19 protein-coding genes and 1 pseudogene are annotated in these 24,148 nt (G+C 61.0%); 11 read left to right on the top strand and 9 right to left on the bottom strand.

Annotation, left to right across the window (positions count from 1 at the left end; translation table 11 throughout):
- Positions 1 to 38: 38 nt before the first annotated feature.
- Positions 39 to 3,854 (bottom strand): hypothetical protein, encoded by a 3,816-nt coding sequence (locus AB4O25_RS04285; protein ID WP_460150556.1) that lies wholly within the window; start codon positions 3,852 to 3,854, stop codon positions 39 to 41.
- 185 nt (positions 3,855 to 4,039) lie between these two features.
- Entirely contained in the window at positions 4,040 to 5,383 is a 1,344-nt protein-coding gene (gene pssA, locus AB4O25_RS04280) for a CDP-diacylglycerol--serine O-phosphatidyltransferase (RefSeq protein ID WP_460150555.1), read from the bottom strand.
- A 124-nt stretch (positions 5,384 to 5,507) separates the two neighbouring features.
- Here pssA and AB4O25_RS04275 point away from each other — a divergent pair, with 124 nt between their 5' ends.
- A complete protein-coding gene (locus tag AB4O25_RS04275) occupies positions 5,508 to 6,071 on the top strand; it encodes a TetR/AcrR family transcriptional regulator (protein ID WP_017529006.1) in 564 nt (187 codons plus the stop codon).
- Positions 6,072 to 6,111: 40 nt separating this feature from the next.
- Positions 6,112 to 6,591, top strand: a complete 480-nt coding sequence (locus AB4O25_RS04270) for a nuclear transport factor 2 family protein (protein ID WP_017529005.1) — start codon at positions 6,112 to 6,114, stop codon at positions 6,589 to 6,591.
- Positions 6,592 to 6,663: 72 nt separating this feature from the next.
- Here the strand turns inward: AB4O25_RS04270 and AB4O25_RS04265 are convergent, their stop codons facing one another.
- Positions 6,664 to 7,812 carry a PQQ-dependent sugar dehydrogenase gene (locus AB4O25_RS04265; RefSeq protein WP_017529004.1) on the bottom strand — a complete coding sequence of 383 codons (1,149 nt, stop codon included), beginning with the start codon at positions 7,810 to 7,812 and terminating at the stop codon, positions 6,664 to 6,666.
- A 10-nt stretch (positions 7,813 to 7,822) separates the two neighbouring features.
- A complete protein-coding gene (locus AB4O25_RS04260) occupies positions 7,823 to 8,137 on the bottom strand; it encodes a hypothetical protein (RefSeq protein WP_368949619.1) in 315 nt (104 codons plus the stop codon).
- Positions 8,138 to 8,324: 187 nt separating this feature from the next.
- On the opposite strand from AB4O25_RS04260, the pseudogene ku reads away from it, so the two are divergent.
- Positions 8,325 to 9,163 (top strand): annotated as a pseudogene (gene ku, locus AB4O25_RS04255) (non-homologous end joining protein Ku).
- A 24-nt stretch (positions 9,164 to 9,187) separates the two neighbouring features.
- Positions 9,188 to 11,686, top strand: a complete 2,499-nt coding sequence (gene ligD / locus AB4O25_RS04250) for a DNA ligase D (RefSeq protein ID WP_460150554.1) — start codon at positions 9,188 to 9,190, stop codon at positions 11,684 to 11,686.
- Positions 11,687 to 11,705: 19 nt separating this feature from the next.
- Here ligD and lpxO read toward each other — a convergent pair whose 3' ends face one another.
- Positions 11,706 to 12,605 (bottom strand): lipid A hydroxylase LpxO, encoded by a 900-nt coding sequence (gene lpxO, locus AB4O25_RS04245; RefSeq protein ID WP_460150553.1) that lies wholly within the window; start codon positions 12,603 to 12,605, stop codon positions 11,706 to 11,708.
- Between the two features lie 331 nt (positions 12,606 to 12,936).
- Between lpxO and AB4O25_RS04240 the strand changes: the two genes are divergently transcribed.
- The 4 genes from AB4O25_RS04240 to AB4O25_RS04225 all read left to right on the top strand — a co-directional run bounded on the left by AB4O25_RS04240 (position 12,937) and on the right by AB4O25_RS04225 (position 17,741).
- Positions 12,937 to 13,341: a TIGR03067 domain-containing protein gene (locus AB4O25_RS04240; protein ID WP_017528999.1), complete on the top strand. Its 405-nt coding sequence runs from the start codon at positions 12,937 to 12,939 to the stop codon at positions 13,339 to 13,341.
- A gap of 121 nt (positions 13,342 to 13,462) precedes the next feature.
- Entirely contained in the window at positions 13,463 to 14,701 is a 1,239-nt protein-coding gene (locus tag AB4O25_RS04235) for an MFS transporter (RefSeq protein WP_017528998.1), read from the top strand.
- A 141-nt stretch (positions 14,702 to 14,842) separates the two neighbouring features.
- Positions 14,843 to 16,429 (top strand): ABC-F family ATPase, encoded by a 1,587-nt coding sequence (locus AB4O25_RS04230; RefSeq protein WP_026067350.1) that lies wholly within the window; start codon positions 14,843 to 14,845, stop codon positions 16,427 to 16,429.
- Between the two features lie 136 nt (positions 16,430 to 16,565).
- A complete protein-coding gene (locus AB4O25_RS04225) occupies positions 16,566 to 17,741 on the top strand; it encodes an MFS transporter (protein ID WP_460060286.1) in 1,176 nt (391 codons plus the stop codon).
- On the opposite strand, the gene AB4O25_RS04220 is transcribed toward AB4O25_RS04225, so the two are convergent.
- On the bottom strand, positions 17,735 to 18,772 hold the full coding sequence (locus tag AB4O25_RS04220; protein ID WP_017528995.1) for an alpha/beta hydrolase family protein: 1,038 nt from the start codon (positions 18,770 to 18,772) through the stop codon (positions 17,735 to 17,737). The genes AB4O25_RS04225 and AB4O25_RS04220 overlap by 7 nt on opposite strands.
- Positions 18,773 to 18,985: 213 nt before the next feature.
- Positions 18,986 to 19,597 (bottom strand): FMN-dependent NADH-azoreductase, encoded by a 612-nt coding sequence (locus AB4O25_RS04215; RefSeq protein WP_017528994.1) that lies wholly within the window; start codon positions 19,595 to 19,597, stop codon positions 18,986 to 18,988.
- 125 nt (positions 19,598 to 19,722) lie between these two features.
- On the opposite strand from AB4O25_RS04215, the gene AB4O25_RS04210 reads away from it, so the two are divergent.
- Positions 19,723 to 20,631 carry a LysR substrate-binding domain-containing protein gene (locus AB4O25_RS04210; RefSeq protein ID WP_017528993.1) on the top strand — a complete coding sequence of 303 codons (909 nt, stop codon included), beginning with the start codon at positions 19,723 to 19,725 and terminating at the stop codon, positions 20,629 to 20,631.
- Entirely contained in the window at positions 20,628 to 20,984 is a 357-nt protein-coding gene (locus AB4O25_RS04205) for an MmcQ/YjbR family DNA-binding protein (RefSeq protein WP_017528992.1), read from the top strand. Before AB4O25_RS04210 ends, AB4O25_RS04205 begins: the two co-directional genes overlap by 4 nt.
- Here AB4O25_RS04205 and AB4O25_RS04200 read toward each other — a convergent pair.
- Positions 20,973 to 21,356, bottom strand: coding sequence for a DUF1294 domain-containing protein (locus AB4O25_RS04200; protein WP_017528991.1), 384 nt, complete (start codon positions 21,354 to 21,356; stop codon positions 20,973 to 20,975). The two genes, AB4O25_RS04205 and AB4O25_RS04200, sit on opposite strands and share 12 nt — an antisense overlap.
- Positions 21,353 to 22,183 (bottom strand): undecaprenyl-diphosphate phosphatase, encoded by an 831-nt coding sequence (locus AB4O25_RS04195; RefSeq protein WP_017528990.1) that lies wholly within the window; start codon positions 22,181 to 22,183, stop codon positions 21,353 to 21,355. The genes AB4O25_RS04200 and AB4O25_RS04195 overlap by 4 nt, the downstream gene beginning before the upstream one ends.
- A 230-nt stretch (positions 22,184 to 22,413) precedes the next feature.
- Here AB4O25_RS04195 and AB4O25_RS04190 point away from each other — a divergent pair, with 230 nt between their 5' ends.
- Complete coding sequence (locus tag AB4O25_RS04190; RefSeq protein ID WP_017528989.1) at positions 22,414 to 24,048, top strand: methyl-accepting chemotaxis protein; 1,635 nt, start codon at positions 22,414 to 22,416, stop codon at positions 24,046 to 24,048.
- The last annotated feature ends 100 nt before the right edge of the window (positions 24,049 to 24,148 follow it).

Here is a 24,148-nt window from a genome sequence, read left to right as displayed (position 1 = left end):
CCTGTACGGGCTGCCGCGGGGCCTCGGCCGCCGTGGTCTCAACTTGCCTGCGGCACGAACCGCTCCAGAGGGCTCCCTTCGGGTCTTTGGGTCAGGGGATTGATCGCATACCAGGAACCCTGTTTCTGAACCGCATCGACCTGTTGATTACCGATGAAGCCTTTGCGCGATCCCGCCCAGTGATTGGCCGAGGTGCCCGGGCCGGCGAAGAGGGCATCGCGCGCACCCATGGTCCATCGCCACTGCTCAAAGGTTTTCACCGGCAATAGGGCGCTTGATCCAATGCGAAATGGGCGCCCTAGCGCAAACGTTGCAAGGGCGTTCGGAGTCGCGCGCAAAATCTCGGGGACGCTTTCCACTGGATTGAATACCCCACGCAAAAATGTACCTGCCCCTTTCAATGCAACCGTGCTGAACGGCTTGCCATTGAAGCGCATCAGCAACTTCACCCCCTTGGCAAAGCTCTTAGCTCCCGCCAGCCCACCGGTGGCGACAAAAGATGCCAAGTCTATCAGCAGCCCTTTTACCCCCTCGCCGGTATTGCCCTCGACCAAATCAGTCAATGCGCCCACAAAAGGGATCAGGCTGAGTACCGTACGCACATTTTCAGCGGTAAAAATATTCTTGCCGGAGGGGAATGGGTAGGCACGGCGCCATTCGAGGTTGGTGGGTTGGTTAGCGTAGTCGATCAGCGCCTCACGCTTATCGTCAAAGCCATAGGCCAACATTGTTTCCACAAGCTTAGAGGTCGTGGAAGAAACGAAGGTATCGGGTGTGCGTTGATTTGTCTTGTCCACTGCTCCGCGCAATGGGCTGCCGTACTTTTCAATGATCACCTGCGAATTCATCCCGGGGCGTGGCACGGAGCCTGAGCGATAGGCCTCAAAATCATAGGGCAGCGACACACCGTCCTGCACGTTGATTTGATAATAGCCACCCAGCCCAGTGGGCTCACTGCCTTTGGTGATCTTGTCGCCAAGCGGAAGATTATCGGGCAAGTCCGTTCGTTCGATCATTTTCATCGAATTGGGGAACACTTCGTAATAGCCATATTTGGGGTTGGCCTGACCCGTTTCGTAGCGCATCAACAGGCCGTGAGTGCCGCGTTTGTTGGCCACGTTCGAGTCCGGCGCCTTATCTTTTTCCAGGCGTTCCCCGGTCCCTGTCCGAAGGCTAAAAAACTGGATCTCGTTTGACGATTCCAGCGCCATGCGCTGTTTCAGTGGTAATTCAGCGAAAGCCAGTTTCATCGCCGTAGCCTGGGCCTTTCGGATGTCGGCGATGTATTTGTCAACGGCGGGTTCCACCAGGGGCGCGATCGGCGGCAGCTGGCTAATACGCTGGAAGAAAGTCGCCTGGGAAATAGCGGGGTGATTGAAGTTGTATTTCTTGTCACCTATGAACAGAGCGTCGAGAGAAGAACTGAGCTTGAGCCAAAAGCTCTCATCTTCGGCCTGCCCCGCCAAAATGAAGTCAACCAGCAACGGCTGGCGAGTCTCCAGGTGTCCATGATTGCGAGGGTCATAAGGTTCATCGGTAATGAGGTCCAGCTTAGCCGTGCGAATTTCTTCCTCGGTCATTTCAGGAAACAACAAGGCCAGTTGTTTGACCAATACACTGGCTCGGGTAGGCGGCTCACCCGTCAACACTTCGAATGCACCGCGCGTGGTGTTTTCTCGCTCAGTAAAGGCGTTAGATGCCGCTTCATAATCCGTACTGGAGTAGGTGCGATCCGAAGTTGCCGGATAGACGCCCACCATGACGCCCCAGTCCAACAGTGCCCGGGCCCCCAACGCTTTGATCAATTTTTCTTGGTTAGGCCCTGCCGACTCCTGGCGTGCCAAAGCCAGGGCTTGCTGAAGGTTCAACCGCGAATCGCCTGCCATTGCACTGGCCAGGCGTAAGTTCATCCAGGCCGTGGAGCCAACCTTGATAGCGCCCGGGTCTGGGTTGAGTACGTTCAGGGGTTCGGCAGCCAAGCCTGGGTCTCTCTTGATCAGCATCTCCGGCGCCGCCTGGGCCAGATACAGGTGAGCCATCAGCGCCGAGACCTTGGGATCAACGCCTTTGTCTGCCAAGTGCCGCTCGACGTCGCCACGTACCTCTTTAAGCGTGCGGCCCCTATTAGCGGGCTGGTACAGATCGTAGCCTGCCACAACCCCTGGCAGGCCCGGCACCGGCGCGTTCACACTGAATTTGAGGGCCGTAGCCAAAACTTGATGGCGGTCGGCCCTTGTCGGCGTTTGACCATCGGCCACGGCAAACAGCTTGAGGGATTTAGCGATTGTGTCGGCCAGCGCGGTGGCGCCAGGGGAATCAAAAAAAGCCGCGAGTTGGCTGTCCGGATCGGGAAAGGATTGGAAACCCGACGAGGCAGGGGAAAAGTCCTTGAACAACGCCATGACCTGCGTCGAGGCGCTTCTGAATGTTTGACTGGAGGCGTCAGACAGGGCTTCCGTGCCCTGCCCATAGGGCGTCATGCTTGCGTAATTACCGGCCAGTGGAGGGTTGGGTAATTTCACGTTGAAACCGCTCAGGGCCGCGCGCATCTGGCCGACGGTCTGCGGAACGTCGAGGGCGTAGTGCGCCATGACCTGACGGGCGTCATAAGTACGCGTGGAATACAATGCATCACCGATTTTTTTACTCAGCACCACTAACGATTCCAGCTCCGCCCCCATCGTTCGCGCTGCAGCTTGCTCTTGCGCACTTTCCCAGCCTGACAGCTTCCCGACCTCGTCGTCGAAAGCACGCCGCAGCGATACCCACTGACCTGCACCGTCGCGCGCCTGCAAGTCGCCGTCGGACAGCCTGTATTCATGCCGCCTGAATTCACCGTCCTGCCTTTGAAAGCCGGCCTTATGCAAAAAGGCTTCGAACCGGGGCGATGCCAGGAATTTCAGAAACCGTTCACGGGGCTTTTTACTGCGCTGGTCCAAGGTGGAGCCGGGGGCGGCAACCAAGCTCAGCTCTTTCAGATTCAGCGTATCGTTGTCACCTTTGCCCTCAACCAAGGGTTGTAACAGTTCGGACAGACGCCCCCGTAAGGCACTGTCCTCGTGGGACCGCCGCTGTTGTTTGAATTGCGCCTCCCACTGATCACGCTGCGCCTGTGATATTTGCGGCCAGCCACCACGCTTGAGCTGTTTGCCCAATAGGGGTGCGGCTTTTTCATTGTGCGGTGGCGCAACCCCGTAAAACTCCAACAGCACGGTCAGTGGGATATTCGCCTGGGCCGCACCCGTGGCGATCGGAATGCCTCGGTTGTTCGGCGAGAGGATCCTTTGCAGTGCGGATACTCTTAGGCCGACTTGCCCCCAGCCGGAACCGTCAGTGGCGGTAAAACGTTGGAACGTTTCCTTGCCCTCGCGCACCACTATCCCCACCACGGCGTCGTCGAGCACCCGTATCGTGGCGGGCTTGAAGCCTGTGGATTTGAACCAGGCCTGCAGGGCCGGCTCTTTTATCGCATCGTTGTATAAGGAAATAAAGGGCGCGATTGAGGCTTTTTTCGGCACTGCGTTATCAGGAGCGGTACCGGAATGCAGCCACCGCATCAGGTTCTTTTGCAGCCTTTTGTCGGCATCCTGAGCATCTGCGACGACCGGGAAAAGACCTCCCGCGCCGGCAGCGCTGGCGGGAGACTCCTCCGTCACAGAGCCCGCATGACGCTTGACTCGGGTTTTCGAGTCGCTCGACGGGCCGGCGAGCCCGTCCATACGCAACGCGCGCAGCGAACGACTGTTGTGTGCAAGACCTTGAGGTTGAGTTGGAAACGCGGGTTGTGGCGCCGCGTGAGCCTGGGAGGTTTCTACGGCGGGAAGCGGCGTTTCAGCCGCATGGAGAACGGACAACGCCGGCGCAACAGGAGCTCTGTTTATGGCTATCATTCTGACGAACGCTCTCTATACCAAGGGAATGGCGAGAGTCCTGTCCCTAGAACTGTCAGCAGAAAACGTACAGACCAACACCTAAACAAAACGTAGGGAAATTCCCAACGCTGTGAGTGCAATGCCTGAGCCGCGCGATAGACCCAGGCTTACAAGATGCGATAGAGCAAACGTTCAATCCGCACCCGGCTGACACGCCGTAGGAATTTGCCGACCGCCTCCGGGTAATCCGGCAGCGTCTCCAGTTGCTGGTAGCGCTCGATACGCGTGGTGTGCTGGAAAATCTGCCCCAGCTCACTTCGGCGCGGCGCCAGCCACTGCCCTTGCGGGTCATCGATCAACAAGGCGTTTTCCAGGTCGAGGCGGAACGCACGCGGGTTGAGGTTGTTGCCGGTCAGCAAGGTGTAGCGCTCATCGACCCACATGCCCTTGAGGTGGTAGGTGTTATCGCCGTCGCGCCACAGGTGCAGGTTGAGCTGGCCTTTGTCGATCATCGGCTGATGGCGCTTGGCGAAGCGACGCAGGCTGATTTCGTACAGGTAAGGCAAGGCCGCGATGACCTTGAACGGCTCGCTGGGTGGGATGTAGAAGTCGTTGGCGGTCTTGTCGCCCACGATGATGTCGATCTTCACGCCACGCGCCAGGGTGCGGTTGATCTCGCGGGTCACCGGCAGCGGCAGGTTGAAGTACGGTGTGCAGATGGTCAGTTGATGCTGGGCGCCGGCAATCAGCTCCAGGATCACCCGGCTCAGCGGGTTGTTCTTGCCCACGCCGAGCAGCGGGCTGACCGACAGCTGGCCGTTGGGCAACTGCCCCGCCGTGGTGTCATAGGCCGCGTGTTTGAGACGGCTGCGCAGGTCGCCGATGTCGTTGCGCAGGCTGCGGGTAGTCGGCGGGTTCGGCAGGTCCAGGCGGTGCACGGCCTTGGACGCCACCAGGCCGTGTTCCACCAGGTGTTGCATCGAGTCGGCCAAGGGTTTGCTGTGGATCAGGTGGTACCGGTCGAAGCGGTATTTGTCGAACTTGTGCAGGTACACATTATTCAGGCTGGCGCCGCTGTACAGCACGCTGTCGTCGATCACAAAACCCTTGAGGTGCAGCACCCCGAACAGTTCGCGGGTTTGCACCGGCACCCCATACACCGGCACTTCGCTGGCGTGGCGTTGGGTCATGGCCTGGTACCAGGCGCTGTTGCCCGGCTGTTTGCCGGCACCGATCAGGCCGCGCTGGGCGCGCAGCCAGTCCACCACCACCACGATGTCCAGTTCCGGGCGCGCGGCCTTGGCGGCGTGCAAGGCGTCGTAGATTTCCTGCCCCGCTTCGTCGTGCTGCAAATACAGCGCAACGATGTAGATGCGGCGGGTGGCCTGGGGGATGAGCTCCAGCAGGCGACGACGATACGCGTCAGCACCGGACAGCACTTCAAGGGTGTCTGGCGTGAGGGCAAAACCACGTAGTTTGGGCAACAGGGAGCGTTTGAAGAACGACGGCATAAGGCTCGCAATGGGTCGAATCCGAAGAGGCCCCGAGCTTACACCATGGGTGTGCTCAGGTCTCGCTGCCTGACATGGAAAAAGCCGATTGACCAAGAAGAACGATCGTTCTACTGTCACGAGCATGAACGACATGACCCGTAATGAAACGCGCGACATCATCCTCGACGTCACCGAAAAACTGCTCTATCGCCATGGCATCGCCGCCACTGGCATGGACTTTCTGGTGAAAACCGCCGGTGTGTCGCGCAAAAGTATCTACCGCTACTTCGCCAATAAAGACGAGTTGGTGATGGCCGCCCTGCAACGTCGCGATCAGCGCTGGATGGATTGGCTACGTGGCGAAGTGGAACGCGTCGACAACAGCGGCGAGCGCCTGCTGGCGCTGTTCGGCGCGCTGAAAACCTGGTTTGCCTCAGCGGACTTTCGCGGCTGCGCCTTTATCAACACCAGCGGTGAAACCGGCGACCCGCACGACCCGGTCCGCCTGCTGGCCAAGGCCCATAAACAGAAACTGTTCGAGTACGCGCTCGAACTGTGTCAAGTCCATGGCACCCCCGAGCCCGAACGGCAGGCCGCGCAACTGCTGATCCTGATCGATGGCGCCATTACCGTTGCCCTGGTGATGGGCGACTCAACCGCCGCCGATAACGCGCAATGCATGGCGCGAACCTTATTGGGGCTATGAATACACCGCTGCGCAACTTCGTTTTAACAGGAGCCGTCAAATGTCAGCCACCCCACAAACACGCCCGCCGCTGCCGCCGTTCACCCGTGAATCGGCCATCGAAAAAGTCCGCCTGGCCGAAGACGGCTGGAACTCCCGGGACCCGCAACGGGTATCCCTGGCCTACACCCCGGACACGCAATGGCGTAACCGCGCCGAATTCGTCTCCAGCCGCGAAGAAGCCAAGGCGTTTCTCACGCGCAAGTGGGCCAAGGAGTTGGACTATCGGCTGATCAAGGAGCTATGGGCCTTCACCGATAACCGCATCGCCGTGCGCTATGCCTATGAATGGCACGACGACTCGGGCAACTGGTTTCGTTCGTATGGCAATGAGAACTGGGAGTTCGACGAGAACGGCCTGATGGCCCACCGCTTTGCCTGCATCAACGATAGGCCGATCAAGGAAAGCGAACGCAGGTTCCACTGGCCGTTGGGCCGGCGCCCGGACGAACATCCGGGGCTGTCCGACCTGGGCCTGTAAACCTGTGGGAAGGGGCTTGCTCCCGATAGCTGCCCTGCTGTCATCGGGAGCCGGCCCCCTTGCCTGTGGTGGCTAGTCCTGGTTCAACCCCACCCGATACAGCGCGCCGTCATCCTCGTCGGTGAGCACGTACAGAAACCCGTCAGGCCCCTGCCGCACGTCGCGAATACGTGCCTTCAAGCCGCCTAGCAAGCGTTCCTCATGCACTACTTTGTCACCCTCGAACTGCAAGCGAATCAGTTCCTGGCTGGCCAGCGCGCCGATAAACAGGTTGTGCTGCCACGCCTTGAAGCGGTCACCGTCATAGAACGCCATGCCACTGATGGCCGGCGACTTCTCCCACACATGGTGCGGCGCCACGGTGCCTTCGGCGGTCTTGCCCTTGGCTTCGGGAATCGGCGCCAGGGAGTAGTTGATGCCGTGGGTGGCCAGCGGCCAGCCGTAGTTTTTGCCACGTTCGATGATATTCACCTCATCGCCACCCCGTGGGCCATGTTCGTTTTCCCAAATCGTGCCGCTCCAGGGGTTCAGCGCCAAACCCTGCGGGTTGCGCTGGCCGTAGGACCAGATTTCGGGGCGCACGCCCGGCTGGCCGACAAAAGGGTTGTCATCCGGCACGCGACCATCCGGGAAAATCCGCACGACCTTGCCTTGCAGCTTGTCCAGGTCCTGGGCGGTAGGCCGTTCGTTGTTTTCTCCCAGGGTCACGAACAGGTAGCCATCGCGATCAAACGCCAGGCGCCCACCGAAGTGGTTGCCGGTGGAGAGCTTCGGCTCCTGGCGCAGGATCACCTTGAAATCCACCAAGCCGCTGAGGTCGGCCGCCAGGCGTCCACGGCCCACGGCGGTGCCGGCCGTCCCGCCTTTGCCGCCGCCTTCGGCATAAGACAAATACACCGTGCGGTCCTGCTTGAAGTCCGGCGACAGCACCACATCAAGCAAACCACCCTGCCCCTTGGCCCAGACGTCAGGCACGCCACTCAACGGGGCGGAGAGTTTGCCGTCGGGGCCGACAAACCGCAGGTGCCCTGGCCGTTCGGTAACCAGAAAGCCCTGCCGGTCCGGCAGGAAGGCCACCGCCCAGGGGTGGTCCAGGCCTTTGGCGATCGGAGTTACCGTGATACTGCCTTGCTCACTGGGGAACTGCTGGATATCGGCCGCATAAACAGGCGTCAGGATCATTGCGCACAAGGCGGCTGACAGGGTTTTGCGTAGCAACATAGAGGAATCCTTACCGGCGATTGCCGTTGGCATCATAAGTGGGGGCTTTGGTCTCGGTGGCCGGGCGGCTGGGGGCGGCTTCGCGCTGGGGATAGCGGTTGCCGATGCCGCGGTTTTCCAGGGTGGGCGGGCGCGTGGTCGGCCCGGTCTGAATACCCCGAACCGCCGGCGCACTGGGCTGGGTGCCCTGCATGCTGTTGGGGTTGGCCCGGTGGATCGGGCCGTTGTTCGGGTTGTTGTTGCCGGGCAGGTTTTGCGCCTGGGCGAACGACCCCAGGCTCAGGCCCAGCAATAACGCGGCGACATGGCGTACACAGGTGTTCATGACAAAGCCTCTCTGGGACGCGGAGTACGTGCTTTCGATGCCACGCTACGCCTGGGGTTCGGCTTTGGTAACTAAATACTTCCTCATCAGATGTAACACGATCTGTCCGCATATCCGTCCGGCGAAACTTTTCCCACCGCGTTCAAGTCACCAGAACACACAGGCTTCTTATAAAGGAATCGTACTTATGCCACGGGCAATCTGGAAAGGCGCCATCAGCTTCGGCTTGGTTCATATCCCCGTGTCACTGGTCTCGGCCACATCCGCCCAGGGCGTGGACTTTGACTGGCTGGACAAGCGCAGCATGGACCCGGTGGGCTACAAGCGCATCAACAAAACCACCGGCAAAGAGGTGACCAAGGAGAACATCGTCAAGGGCGTGGCGTTTGAGAAAGGCCGCTATGTGGTACTCAGCGAAGAGGAGATTCGCTCGGCGCACCCCAAGTCCACCCAGACCATCGAAATCATCGCCTTCGTCGCCAGCGACCAGATCCCTTGCCGAACATCGACACCCCGTACTTTCTGGCCCCGGATAAACGTGGCGGCAAGGTCTATGCGTTGCTGCGCGAAACCCTCAAGAAAACCCGCAAGGTCGCGCTGGCCAACGTGGTACTGCACACCAAACAGCACTTGGCGGCCGTGATGCCCCTGGAGTCCGCCATGGTGCTGGTGATGCTGCGCTGGCCCGCCGAAGTGCGCAGCCTGGACCAACTGGAACTGGGCAGCGACGTCACCCAGCCGAGCCTGGCCAAAGGCGAACTCGACATGGCCAAGCGCCTGGTGGAAGACATGAGCGCCGACTGGCAGCCTGACGAATACCGCGACACCTTCCAGGAAAAAATCATGGCCCTGGTGGCGAGGAAGGCCAAGGCCGGCAAGATCGAAGACGTGGAATCCCAGGAGGCCGGCGAAGAACGCAAGTCGGCCGATGTGGTTGACCTCACCGAGCTGCTCAAGCGCAGCCTGGCGGGTAAGCCGGCGGCGAAAAAAACGGCCGCGAAAAAGTCCACCAAGAAGGCCTCCTGAGCCCGCCGTACGTTGGAGAAAGCCATGGCAAAGCCTCTGAGTGAATACAACCGCAAGCGTGATTTCAACATCACCGCCGAACCCTCCGGCAGCGCGCCCGCCGGCAAGCGCAAGGCGTCGGCGCTGTCGTTCGTGATCCAGAAACACGATGCGCGCAACCTGCACTATGACTTTCGCCTGGAACTTGACGGTGTGCTCAAGAGCTGGGCGGTGCCCAAGGGCCCCAGCCTGGACCCCAGCCAGAAACGCCTGGCCGTGCATGTGGAGGATCACCCGCTGAGCTATGGCGCGTTCGAAGGGAGCATCCCGGCCGGCCAGTATGGCGCCGGCGATGTGATCGTCTGGGACCGTGGCGTCTGGCAACCCCATGACGATCCGCACAAGGCCTACGCCGCCGGCAAGCTCAAATTTACCCTGGTCGGCGAAAAACTCTCGGGGGACTGGGCCTTGGTACGCACCCGCTTAAGGGCCAGCGGCGACAAGCAACAATGGCTGCTGATCAAGGAAAAAGACACACAGGCACGCCCCGCCGCCGACTACGACATCGTAGAGGCCGAACCGAAAAGCGTGCTCAGCGATGCCTCGGTCGGCACATCCAAGGTCGACAAACCCAAGCCCAAGCCCAAGCGCCGGGCAACAGCGCAAAAGGCCGCGGCCGACCTCCCCGAACACTTCACGCCGCAGTTGGCGACCCTGGTGGACCGCGCACCGGAAGGCGACTGGCTGTATGAAATCAAGTTCGACGGTTATCGCATGCTGACGCGCATACGCGATGGCGAAGTGCGCCTGTTCACCCGCAACGGCCATGACTGGACTGACCGCTTGCCGCGCCAGGCCAAGGCGCTGCAGGCGCTCAAGCTCAAGGACAGTTGGCTCGATGGCGAAGTGGTCAGCCTCAACGGCGAGGGGTTGCCGGATTTCCAGGCGCTGCAAAATGCCTTCGACATCGGCCGCAGCCTGGACATCGTTTATTACGTGTTTGACGCGCCGTTCCTCGCGGGGCAAGACATGCGCCACAAACCCGTAGAAGAACGCCGCGCGGCACTCAAGTCGGCGCTGGCGGGCAGCAACAGCAAGCTGCTGCGGTTTTCCGAAGCGTTCACCGCCCATCATCAGGATATTTTTGAAAGCGCCTGTGACCTCGCCCTGGAAGGCGTGATCGGCAAACGTCGGGGCAGCCCCTATGTGTCCAGCCGCAACGCTGACTGGATCAAACTCAAATGCCGCTTGCGCCAGGAGTTTGTGATCGTCGGTTACACGCGCCCCCAGGGTTCGCGCAGCGGTTTTGGCGCCCTGCTGCTGGCGGTCAATGACGATGCCGGGCTGGTCTATGCCGGCCGGGTGGGCACCGGTTTCGACCAGGCGTCGCTGGCCAGTATCCACGCGCAACTCAAGCCATTGGAGCGTACGTCTTCGCCGCTGCAAAAACCCTTGACCAGCGCCCAGGCGCGCGGAGTGCATTGGGTAGAACCGAGCCTGGTGGGCGAGGTGCAGTTCGCCGAATGGACCCGCGAGGGCGTGGTGCGGCAGGCCGCTTTCGTGGCGCTGCGCAGCGACAAACCCGCCGCGCAGATCGTGCATGAACAGCCGCGCACGGCCAAATCGCTCAAGGCGCAGCCCGCCAAAAAGGCCACCAGCGGGGTGAACATCACCCACCCCGAGCGCGTGATCGACCGGCAAAGCGGCACGCAAAAACAGCAGCTGGCGCAGTTTTACGACAGCATCAGTGAGTGGATCCTGCCCTTTCTGCGCAATCGACCGGTGTCGTTGTTAAGGGCGCCGGAGGGCATCGAGGGCGAGCAGTTCTTTCAGAAGCACGCCGAACGCCTGGCGATTCCCAATATCACCCAGCTGGACCCTGCGCTGGATCCAGGCCATGCGCGGCTGATGCAGATCGACAATGCCCAAGCGCTGGTGGGCGCCGTGCAAATGGGCACCGTCGAGTTGCATACATGGGGCGCCACCACGGACAAAATCGAAACGCCGGACCTGTTTGTACTCGACCTCGACCCGGACCCCGCCCTGCCCTGGAAAACCATGCTGGAAGCGGCGCGACTGAGCTTGTCGGTGCTCGACGAGCTGGGGCTTGATGCGTTCGTCAAAACCAGCGGCGGCAAAGGCCTGCACCTGGTGGTGCCACTGGCGCGGCGTGATGGCTGGGACACGATAAAGGCCTTCGCCAAAGCCATTGCCCAGTTCATGGCGCAACAACTGCCCGAGCGCTTTACCGCCACTTCGGGGCCGAAAAACCGGGTGGGCAAGATCTTTATCGACTACCTGCGCAATGCTCGCGGCGCCAGCACCGTGGCCGCCTATTCCGTGCGTGCGCGGCCGGGGCTGCCAGTGTCGGTGCCGGTCAGTCGCGAGGAGTTGGAGCACGTGCGCGGCGCCCAACAGTGGACGGTGGCCAACCTGCAGCAGCGCTTGCAGGCGTTGAAAGACGATCCCTGGGCGGGGTATGCCAACCGGCAGAAGATCAGCAAAAAAATGTGGGACAAGCTGGGCGCCCGCCCCCCGCAGTAAAGGGCGCCCCAGCCAGGTCTCAGATCAGGATAAAAACCAGCGCCAATGCCGCGAAGATCGCCCACTTCTCCAGGTAGTAGCGCATGCGGTTGCGCTTTTTCAGCTCTTTGCCGCGCAAGCGAATTTTGTACAGCCGGGTGAAGGCGCGGTTAAGCCCGCCGGTCTTGTCGCCATCATCGTTGGGGGAGCCCGCGGCAGCCATCACCGTGCGGCTGAACCAGCGATTGAACGCGGCAGCCCAGCGGTACTTCATCGGGCGTTCGATATCGCAGAACAAAATGATGCGGTTGTGCTGCGTGGTGTTCTCGGCGAAATGGATATAGGTCTCGTCGAACATCACCGGCTCGCCGTCGCGCCAGTAGTAGTTTTCGCCGTCCACATTGATGTAGCAGCCCGGATCATTTGGCGTGTCCAGGCCCAAGTGATAACGGTAGGAACCCGCATAGGGGTCGCGATGACGCACCAACTTGGAGCCCGGCGGCAACTCGGCGAACATCGCCGCCTTGATCGAACCGATGCTCTGCACCAACTGCGTGGTACGCGGGCACAGCTTCATCGCCGATGGGTGGCTGTCGCCGTACCACTTGAGATAGAAACGCTTCCAACCCGATTTGAAAAACGAGTTGAAGCCCACGTCGTTATATTGCTCGGAGCGCTTGATCGCCCCGGCGCGCATCAGGTCCTGGCCTTCCTGGCGGATCTCTTCCCAGTGTTCCTGCAACGGGCTCAGGTCGGGGAAGTCACTGGGCGACAGGTAAGGTCGGCTGGGCAGCTTGGAGAAGAGATAAAGCAAGCAATTGACCGGCGCCAGGAAGGTCGAATGATCACTGAGCTGGCGGCCCAGCTTGTGTCGCACCCGGCCGCGCAGATGAACATACGCAATGGAGGCAACATAGACAGCAACAATGATGAGTTTCAAGGGATTTCGTCACACGTCAGAAGAGAACAGGCTGCTCCCGCGTGCCCACGACGGCCGGGGATTGGATGCAGCACCTGAAATCACAATTCAAACCGTCATCACGAAGCGGTTGGAGGGCGCCGGTTCGTGACCATTGGTAGTTATTTAGCCACAGATTGTAACCAAAAGTTAATCAAGAATTGTGAAAAGCTGTCTATTGGCCAGTCAAGTCGGCCAAGCCGCCGCGCGCAAAAAAGCAGACATTTTTCTACGCCCGGTTACACTTCAGCCGGTTCAGTACGCGGCAACCGGCTACCGCCGTCGCTTAGCCCTTCAGCAAAAAGGAAGTTGCATGTCATCCCTTTCAGACCCCGACTTTCAAGCCCTGCAAGGTACCTGGGAGCAAACGCGCCTCGAAGACAGCGGCGTGCTCAACCCCGCCGACGCCCACAGCGCCCCTGGGGCAATTACCACTATTTCGGGTGACCGCTTCGAAGTCCGAACAGTCGACGGCGCGGTGTTGCTCAAGGGCCGTTTTTTGCTCGACAGCACCACCACGCCCAAGAGCATTACCTGGGTAGACGCCATCGGGGATGACGCCGGCAAATACCTGCCCGCCAGTTATCGCCTGGAGCAGGACGAGTTTGTGTTTATTGCAGCGGACGAGCACCAGCCCAGACCGCAGGTATTCAGCACGGGCCCCGGCCAAACCATGCGTACGTTCATACGGCGTGCCCCGCATAACCGTGGCGCCTAGAAAAGAAGCCCGCCGGCCCGGGATTGAAAACACTGGGCCGCGCGCGAAACTAATCCGCAGCCTTACAAGTCATTAAAGCAATCCGTGTTCAGCCGTTGAACGCGCTTCGGAAGATCTCGCCGTGGCCCATCGCTCCGACCTGCGTAATACCTTGTCCCTGGACAGCCTGAATTTCTTCCTGGCGGATGTGCGTGACGGCCTTGGCCCCTACCTGGCAATTTACCTGCTGGCGGTGCACCAATGGGACCCGGCCAGCATCGGTGTGGTCATGACGCTCGCCGGTATCGCGGCCTTGATCACCCAGGGCCCGGCAGGCGCGCTGATCGATCGTACCCGCAGCAAGCGCGCGGTGATCGCCGTGGCGGCGCTGCTGGTGACGGCCAGTTGCCTGATGCTGCCGTTTGTCAGTTCATTCGGATGGGTCGCGTTGACCCAGGCCGCCAGTGCCGTCGCCGCCTCGGTGTTCGCGCCGGCAATCTCGGCGATTTCCCTGGGCATTACCGGGCCGCGCGCGTTTACCCGTCGTACCGGACGCAACGAAACCTTCAACCACGCCGGTAATGCGGTGGCCGCGCTATTGGCCGGCGGCCTGGCTTATCTGTTCGGTCCCGTGGTGGTGTTTTACCTGATGGCCTTTATGGCGGTGGCCAGCGTTATCGCAGTCAGTTGCGTGTCGGCCAGGGCAATCGATCATGACGTCGCGCGCGGCTTCGACCCGGCCCATCACACCGACCACGAGCAACCCTCGGGCCTTGAGGTGTTGCTGGCCAACCGCCCGCTGCTGCTGTTCGCCATTTGCTGCGCGCTGTTTCACCTGGCCAATGCCGCGATGCTGCCGCTGGTCAGCCAGAAGCTGTCGCAGATCAACCTGCAGATGGCCACGCCCCTGACCTCGGCATGCATCGTCGCCGCGCAATTGGTGATGGTGCCGGTGGCCTGGCTGGTGGGGGTCAAGGCCGATGTGTGGGGGCGCAAGCCGCTGCTGCTCGCCGGTTTCTTGATCCTGCCATTGCGCGGCGTGCTGTACACCTTGTCGGGTGATCCCTACTGGCTGGTGGCGGTGCAGTTGCTCGACGGCGTGGGCGCGGGAATCTTCGGCGCGCTGTTCCCGGTGATCGTCAAGGACCTGACTCAAGGCACCGGACGCTTCAACGTCAGCCTGGGTGCCCTGTCGACGGTGTTTGGCCTGGGCGCGGCGTTGAGCAACAGCCTGGCCGGTTTCGTGGTGCAACAGGCGGGCTACAACGCGGCGTTCCTGACCCTGGCCGGCGTAGCAGCCGTGGCATTGGCGCTATTGTGGCTGGCGATGCCGGAAACCTTGGCAAAACCATCTTTCGCGTGCCATACAACTGTCGCCTGACATATGCGACAATGCGCGCCAAATTCCACACACATCCCCCATTTTTTGCTCAGCGACCGGGTTTCGCGCCTTGATGTCGCTGTTGATGCCTGCCTGACGGCGCTTGCCGCCATGCTCGCAACCCATTGATAGGTAAAGTAATTGATCTCCACAGCTAACATCACCATGCAGTTCGGCGCCAAGCCGCTCTTCGAGAATGTCTCGGTCAAGTTCGGCGCCGGTAACCGTTATGGTTTGATCGGTGCCAACGGTTGCGGCAAGTCGACCTTCATGAAAATCCTCGGTGGCGACCTTGATCCGTCCGGTGGCCAGGTCATGCTCGAGCCGAACGTGCGCTTGGGTAAACTGCGCCAGGACCAGTTCGCCTACGAAGAATTCACCGTGCTCGACACCGTGATCATGGGCCACGAGGAGCTGTGGAAGGTCAAGGCCGAGCGTGACCGTATCTACTCGCTGCCCGAAATGAGCGAAGACGACGGCATGGCCGTGGCCGAGCTGGAAACCGAGTTCGCCGAAATGGACGGCTACACCGCCGAATCCCGCGCCGGTGAGCTGCTGCTGGGCCTGGGTATTCCCCTGGAACAACACTTCGGCCCGATGAGCGAGGTGTCGCCTGGCTGGAAGCTGCGCGTATTGCTGGCCCAGGCGCTGTTTTCCGACCCTGAAGTGCTGTTGCTCGACGAACCGACCAACCACTTGGACATCAACACCATCCGCTGGCTGGAAAACATCCTGACCCAGCGCTCCAGCCTGATGATCATCATCTCTCACGACCGTCACTTCCTGAACAGCGTGTGCACCCACATGGCTGACCTGGACTACGGCGAGTTGCGCCTGTTTCCGGGCAACTACGACGAATACATGACCGTGGCGACCCAGTCGCGCGAGCAACTGCTGTCGGACAACGCCAAGAAAAAGGCGCAGATCTCCGAGCTGCAATCGTTCGTCAGCCGCTTCTCGGCCAACGCCTCGAAAGCCAAGCAGGCGACTTCCCGTGCCAAGGCGATCGACAAGATCCAGCTGGCCGAAGTCAAGCCGTCGAGCCGTGTGAGCCCGTTCATCCGTTTCGAGCAGAACAAAAAGCTGCACCGCCAGGCGGTCATGGTCGAAAAGATGGCCAAAGGTTTCGACGGCAAGCCGCTGTTCAAGGATTTCAGCTTCCAGGTTGAAGCCGGCGAGCGCGTGGCGATCATCGGCCCGAACGGTATCGGCAAGACCACCCTGCTGCGCACCCTGGTCAACGAACTGACCCCGGACGCGGGCAGCATCAAGTGGACCGACGCCGCGGAGCTGGGCTACTACGCCCAGGACCACGCCCACGACTTCGAAGACGACATGAGCCTGTTCGACTGGATGGGCCAGTGGACCCAGGGCGAACAAATGATCCGTGGCACGCTGGGCCGCATGCTGTTCTCCAACGACGAGATCCTCAAGTCGGTCAAGGTGATCTCCGGTGGTGAGCAAGGCCGCATGTTGTTCGGCAAGCTGATCCTGCAAAAGCCGAACGTGCTGATCATGGACGAACCGACCAACCACTTGGACATGGAGTCCATCGAAGCACTGAACCTGGCGTTGGAGAACTACCCGGGCACGCTGATCTTCGTCAGCCACGACCGTGAGTTCGTGTCGTCCCTGGCCACCCGCATCATCGAGCTAAGCGCCGATGGCGTGATCGACTTCAGCGGCACCTATGACGATTACCTGCGCAGCCAGGGCGTGGTGTTCTAAGTACAACGCTCAGCGGCAAGCACAACGCAGGACCCACATGTGGGAGGGGCAAGCCCCTCCCACATTGATATTGCGGTGGCGTCAGAGTCGGGTTATGCCATCATGGCCCTCACCGCCCGCCAGCGAACGAATGTCCATGCCCAACGCCGCCCCCTCCTCCCTGTCGATCACCCTGCAGATCGTCTCCATCGTCTTCTACACCTTTATCGCCTTTATCTGCATCGGCCTGCCGATTGCGGTGATCCCTGGCTATGTACATGAGCAACTGGGTTTCAGCGCGGTGGTAGCGGGGCTGACTATCGGCTCGCAGTACCTGGCCACCCTGCTCAGCCGCCCGATGGCCGGGCGGATGTCGGACAACGTCGGCACCAAGCGTGCGATTGTGCTGGGACTGGCCGGCATCCTGATCAGTGGCGTGCTGACATTTTTCGCGACGCTGCTGCACGGCATTCCCGGCTTGAGCCTGGGCATTCTGATCGTCGCCCGGCTGTTGCTGGGCGTGGCCCAAGGGTTAATCGGCGTGGGCACCATCAGTTGGTGCATGGGCCAGGTTGGCGCGGAGCATACGGCGCGTTCGATCTCCTGGAACGGCATCGCCTCTTATGGCGCCATCGCCATTGGTGCGCCGCTGGGCGTGGTGATGGTCGCCGAGTACGGCTACAACAGCCTGGGGCTGGCACTCACCGTGCTGGCGGCGTTGGGCCTGGTGCTGATCCGCAACAAGCCATCGGTGCCGGTGGTGCGCGGCGAACGCCTGCCGTTCTGGGCGGTGTTCGGGCGTATCGCCCCGTTTGGCGCCAGCTTGTGCCTGGCGTCCATCGGCTACGGCACCCTCACCACCTTTATCACGTTGTATTACCTCAATCGCGGCTGGACCGGCGCGGCGTACTGCCTCACGGTGTTTGGCCTGTGCTTTATTCTGTCGCGGCTGGTGTTTATCTCGGCGATCAGCCGTTTTGGCGGCTTTCGCGCGGCGATTGCCTGCATGGTCATCGAAACCCTGGGCCTCACGCTGCTCTGGCTGGCCCCTACCACCGGCGTAGCGTTGATCGGTGCCGGGCTGACCGGCTTCGGTTTATCGCTGGTGTACCCGGCGCTGGGCGTGGAAGCCATCAAGCAGGTGCCCAACAGCAGCCGTGGCGCCGGGTTGAGCGCCTACGCGGTGTTCTTCGACCTGGCCCTGGCGATTGCCGGGCCGTTGATGGGCTTTGTAGCGCTGAACCTTGGCTATGGCTGGATTTTCTTCTGCGCCGCGCTGCTGTCGGTCACGGCATTGGGCTTGACCTTGCTGCTTCAGCGGCGCGCTTACTGATCAGCCGTTTGCAGGCCGGCGCGGGTAGGTTCGCTGAGGGTGTGGGCGAAAAAGCGTCCGGCCTCGGAAATCAGGTCGCGGTGAATGCCTTCGCGGTCGACGCCGTCGGCATCCGTGCAGATGGCCGGCATTGCCGCCAGTTGGTCGCTGTCGCACGGAGCCATGAACACGAAGTGCCCTGCCCCGGCCAGCAGTTTGAAATCCGGCGGCTGCGGCAGTTTGCGCGCCAGGGCCGCAGCGTTTTTGTCCACGGCCACCAGCTTGTCACCGTCACCGCTGTAGAGCAGCACCGGCACATGCACGTCGGCCAGGGTGTGCCGACCAAACATCAGGCTCAGGGGTGCCATCAACATCAGCGCGTGGATACGTGGGTCGGACTGCGGCTGCAAGTCATCCCGGTCGACCACCAGCTCGCCTTTGGTGGTACAGGCATCACGGTCTTCGGGGCGCTCCTGGCAATAGCGGCGCAGGCGATCGAAATCCGGCTTGGCACCCGCCAGGATCAATGCCGTCTCGCCGCCGGCGGAATAGCCGATAACGCCCACTTGGTCGACGTCAACGAAGGGGGACAGCATCGGGTCCGCCAGGGTCGCGGTGATGGCTTCGGAAATCTGGATCGGCCGCCCATACAGGTTGCTCAGCGTCCCCAGGCGGCTGTGATCTTTATAGTTGTCGCCGGGGTGCAGCACCGCCACCACCACAAACCCTTTGCGCGCCAGCGAGGTGGCCAGGTCATGCAACGCCAGTGGCGTGCCGGTGTTGCCATGGGACAGCATCAGCATCGGGAAACGGCCGATGGCGATCTTGGAGTCTTCCGTGGCGGCGACGTGATAGGCGCCCACCTGCGTGCTGTGCTCGGTGTCGGTGGAGGGATAGAACGCGACGGCCTTCATTGGCTGCAAATCCAGCGGGTCGAGAAACGTCATGCGATGAAAGCCCACACTCCAATGAGGGTGCGGCGCGGGCGCGGCGTGCACTGAAATCAGGCTGCCTAGCAGGGAAAGAACCATAACAGCACAAAGACGCATCATGGGGATGTCCACCTTTGCTGCGTGAGAACCGACATGTCGAATGAAAAGCCCAGGGTGTCGAACCCATGCTTGCACAACCTGGGCCACATTAAAAAAAGACCGCGGGCAAACGAAAAAACTCCGCACTCCGGTCGCGTTCAGGCGAGCAGAATACAGAGTTTGAAGCGCCCGGTTTCAGATTGAAACCGGGGGACAGCGAAATTTACACAAGCCTTACGCGGCGGCAAACAATTGTTCGTTGATCAGTACGTTGGCGTCGCTCATGGACTTGCTGCGCACTTCATCACCGTAGGCCAGGCCTTCGGCACGCACGATTTCGATATCGGTGATGCCAAGGAAGCCGAACAGCAGTTTCAGGTAGCCCTCGTGGGCCGCACCGGTGGCTTGACCGGCATGCATGCCACCGGAGGTAGACACGATGATGACTTTTTTGTTGCCGCACAGGCCTTCCGGGCCGGCTTCGGTGTAGTGGAAGGTCTGGCCGGCCACGGCGATGCGGTCGATCCAGGCTTTGAGCTGAGTCGGGATGGTGAAGTTGTACATCGGCGCGCCCACCACGATGGCGTCGGCGGCAAGAAATTGCGCCAACGACGAGGCACTCAGCTCGGCTTCGTGCTTTTGCGCGGCATCGCGCAGCTCAGCGGCGGTGCCCAATGCACCCAGCGTGGCGCCGGAAAAGTGGTTGATAGCGTCGTCGGCCAGGTCGCGGTAAGTCACTTCCACACCCGGTTCGGCCGCCTGCCAGGCTTTGACAACGCCGGCGCTGAGCTGACGGGAAGCCGAGTTGTCGCCGAGGATGCTGGAATCGATGTGCAACAGTTTCATGGTAGGTCTCCGAATGGGATCGACGGTGGCGATCAGATGGTGGTGATACTACGTATGAAACCAATGTTCGATAAGCCGTCTGAAATGCGATAGTTTGTCCCACTGACAGGACAATAGGCTCCACCATGCAAGACCTTAACGACCTCTACTATTTCGCCAAAGTTGTCGAAGCCGGCGGTTTCGCGGCCGCCGGTCGGCTGTTGGGCATTCCCAAGTCACGGCTGTCGCGGCGCATTGCCGAGCTGGAAGAACGCCTGGGCGCGCGCCTGCTGCAACGCACTACCCGGCAGTTGACCCTGACCGCCGTTGGCGAGCGCTACCTGCGTCACTGCCAGGCAATGCTGCTGGAAGCCGAGATGGCCGATGAGGCCGTGGCGAGTATGTCCAGCGAGCCGCGCGGGCGGTTGCGAGTCACTTGCCCGGTGGGCTTGGCACAAAACATGATGCCCGACGTGGTTGCCGGGTTCCTCGCCGCCCACCCCCAGGTGCAATTGGAAATGACCCTGGTCAATCGCCGTGTCGACCTGGTGGCCGAAGGCATCGACGTGGCCCTGCGCGTGCGCGAATTGGGCGACGAGGACCCGCTGTTGGTCACCAAGCGCCTGCGTCCGGCCCAGACCGTGCTGGTTGCCAGCCCCAACTTTCTAAACGGCCGCCAGGTCAGCACCCTCGACGACCTCAAGCACTTGCCGATACTTGGCGCATTGGAGGCCGACCGCATGGTGCACCAGCGTATGCTCGACCCTCGGGGCAACCCGCACGACCTGGTGATGGAAGCGCGGTTGGGCGTGGATGACTTCAACGTACGCAAGGCCAGCGCGATCATGGGCCTGGGCTTTACCGTGCTGCCGATGATGTATTGCGAGGAAGAGCTGGCCAGCGGTCGCTTGGTGCAACTGCTGCCCGAGTGGTCGTTGCCCGGCGGCTGGCTACAGGCGGTGTACCCCCATCGACGTGGCGTACTGCCGGCCATTCGCGCTTGGATCGATTATCTGGAAGAAGGCTTTAAAAGCTGCGGAGACCGCCTGCTATGAAGATGACCGAAGAACACGTCGCCACGTTCTGCCTGAGCCTGCCCGGCGCGCGGGAGGACTACAAATGGGGTGGCGTGCGGGTGTTTTCGATTGCCGGCAACAAGATGTTCGCGTTACAGAACCTGCGCGGCGACTCGCTGGCGTTCAAGGTCGATAAAGCCTTGTTCCTGGGCCACGTGGACCGCCCCGGCATCCACCCCGCGCCGTACCTGGCGCGTGCGCAGTGGGTGATCATGAACACGCCCTACCCGCTCGGCGCCGAGGAGCTGCGCGGCTTGTTGCGGCGTTCCCACCAACTGGTGGTGAGCAAACTGCCCAAGCGCACGCAGATCGGCTTGCTGCTAGAGGACTGACAGCCAGCTGCCGCCCAGGAACAACTGGTCCAGCCAGAATACTTGATGCAGCAGCACGATCACCCAGAACAGCACCTGGTAAGACACTTTGCGCGTCTTGTGGCGCAACACCTGCTGGGCAATCAACGCGCCTGGCCAACCGCCTGCCAGTTCCACCGCATGCAGGATGTTTTCCGGGGTGCGCCAACTGTCGGTGCGCGCCTTGCGCTTATCGCTCCAGTACAGCAAAAACGCGACCACACTGACCAGGCCGTAGGCCGCCAGCGGGATCACGGTTTCACCGCGCCGCCACACCCCTATCGAGCCCAGCAGCGGCGCCGCGCACAACAGCGCAAAGATCGCCGCCTTCAAGCGCGGATGCTGGATGCTCATGCCTTGGCCGCTGCCCAGTCGATCCAGCCGAACTGCCAGGTCGCCAGGATCAACAGGCCAAACCCGATGCGGTACCAGGCAAACGCCGCATAGCTATGGCTGGCGATGAACTTGAGCAGCCCCTTGACCGCGATCATCGCAAAGATGAACGAGGTCACAAAACCGATGGCGAACACCGGCAGGTCCGCCGGTTGGAACAGGTCGCGGTACTTATAGCCCGAGTACACCGCCGCACCGACCATGGTGGGCATGGCCAGGAAGAATGAGAACTCGGTGGCGGTCTTGCGCGACAGGCCGAACAACAGGCCGCCGATGATGGTGGAGCCGGAGCGGGACGTACCCGGGATCATCGCCAGGCACTGGGCGAAGCCGACCTTGAGTGCGTCTTTCCAGGTGATGTCGTCGACACTCTCGGCGTGCACCTCATGCTCGCGGCGCTCGGCCCACAACATGATGATGCCGCCCACCACCAGCGCCGTGGCCACGGTGATCGGGTTGAACAGGTAATGGTGGATCAGGTCGGCGAAAATCACCCCCAGCACCACGGCGGGCAAAAACGCGATCAACAGGTTGAGTGTGAAACGCTGGGCGTTGCGCTGGGTGGGCAAGCCGGTGACCACATCCAGAATCTTGCGACGGAACTCCCAGACCACCGCCAGGATGGCGCCGAGCTGGATGATGATATTGAACGCCATCGCGCGTTCGCCGCCGAAGTCGAGCAAATCGGCGACGATGATCTGGTGACCGGTGCTGGAAATCGGCAGGAACTCTGTAAGCCCCTCTACTACGCCAAGAATCAATGCCTGAATGGCGGTCCAAAAATCCATGCTTCCCCCAAAGGTCATGCGCGGTGGCATGCCTTATCAATCTTTTTTAATGGTTCACTGACCGAGCGCGCGAAAGGCCCGGCGTTGATGGCGATCAATGCCGGCCTGCAAAATTTCGTGAAAAATCAGACAGTACTCAGGTTTTGCGACTTCAGGCCGAAAGCCTATCAGACAAGGCGTAAAAGTCGATGCGACGCCCACAATTATAAAAAGCCCGGAGTGACAGGACGATGAACAGTTTGCGCAATATGTCGATCAGCCGCCGCCTTTGGCTGATCCTGATAGTCGCCGTGCTGATGCTGCTGGCCTTGGGTTTGCTGATGCTCAAGCAGATTCATGACGATCTTTACCAGGCCAAAAGCCAACAGACCCAGCACGTGGTCCAGACCGCCAGCGGGATACTGACGTTTTATCACAGCCTCGAAACCACCGGCGTGATGACCCGCGAAGCCGCGCAAAAACAAGCCCTGAGCGCAGTGCGTGGGTTGCGTTATAGCCATGATGATTATTTCTGGATCAACGACCTCACGCCCGTGATGATCATGCACCCGACCAACCCCAAGCTCGACGGCCAGAACCTTTCGGCTATCCGCGATCCGGACGGCTTTGCGATCTTCAACGAGTTCGTCAGCCTGGCCAAGGCCAAGGGCGCCGGCATCGTCAACTACCGCTGGCCCAAGCCCGGCTCCGAAGCGCCGGTGGCCAAGACCTCGTATATCCAACTGTTTGAACCCTGGGGCTGGATCATCGGCTCCGGCGTATACGTGGACGATGTGCAAGCCGAGTTCAGCGCCCAAGTGTGGAAAGCGTCGTTCATTGTGCTGGGCATCGCGCTGCTGATGGGTTTGCTGGTGGCGTTGATTGCCCGCAGCATCGTGCAACCGTTGCAGGCCGCAGTGAACGCCATGGGCAATATTGCCAGCGGCGAAAGCGATCTGACCCGCAGCCTCGACACCCACGGCCGCGACGAAGTCACCCAACTGTCCCAGCACTTCAACAGCTTTACCGCGAAGCTGCGCCAGGTGGTGAGCCAGTTGCAGTCGTGCGCCAACGCCCTTGGGCAATCGTCCACGGAGATGGGCAATAACGCCAGCCAGGCCCATGACCGCAGCCAACAGCAGTCGCAGCAGATGGAACTGGTGGCCACCGCCATCAATGAAGTCACCTACGGCGTGCAGGACGTGGCCAAGAACGCCGAACATGCCGCCAGCGAAATGCGCGAAGCCGAAGCACAGGCCCAACAAGGCCAGGTCAATATCGACGGCAGCCTGCAGCAGATCGATCAGCTGTCCCATACCATCAGCCAGGCCGTTGAAGTGATCCGCACCCTGTCCAGCGAAAGCACACAGATCGGTGGCGTGCTGGAAGTGATCCGCTCCATCGCCGACCAAACCAACCTGCTGGCCCTGAACGCCGCCATCGAAGCGGCACGTGCCGGCGAGCAAGGTCGCGGGTTCGCCGTGGTGGCCGACGAAGTGCGCCTGCTTGCCCAGCGCACGCAAAAATCCACCGCCGAAATCCAGGTGATGATCGAGCGCCTGCAAGGCCACTCGGAAGCGGCGGTCAAGGTGATCAGCGACAGCCACAGCGCCTCGCAACTCACCATCGAGCAAGCAGGCCAGGCCGGCGCCAGCCTCACGGCCATCGGCCAGGCCCTGCGCAACCTCAACGGCCTGAACGCCTCGATTGCCAGCGCTACCCTGCAACAAGCGCACGTGGTGGAAGACATCAACCAGAACGTTACCGAGGCTGCGGGCTTGTCTCACAGCACGGCGATAGCCGCAGAGCAGTCGAGCCTGGCCAGTACCCAGTTGCGCGGTTTGAGCGACCAACTCGACGGCCTGCTCCGCCAATTCAAGGTCTGACGTACATATCAAGATGTGGGAGGGGGCTTGCTCCCACATTTGCCCTTCAGTGTTTTGAAGATTGCTTACCTCTGGTTACAATCACCGCCCTCTCCCACTC

This window comes from Pseudomonas sp. S3_A03 (genome assembly GCF_054668275.1).
Note: the sequence above shows the minus strand (reverse complement) of the source record. Positions and strands in the feature narration are given on the sequence as shown.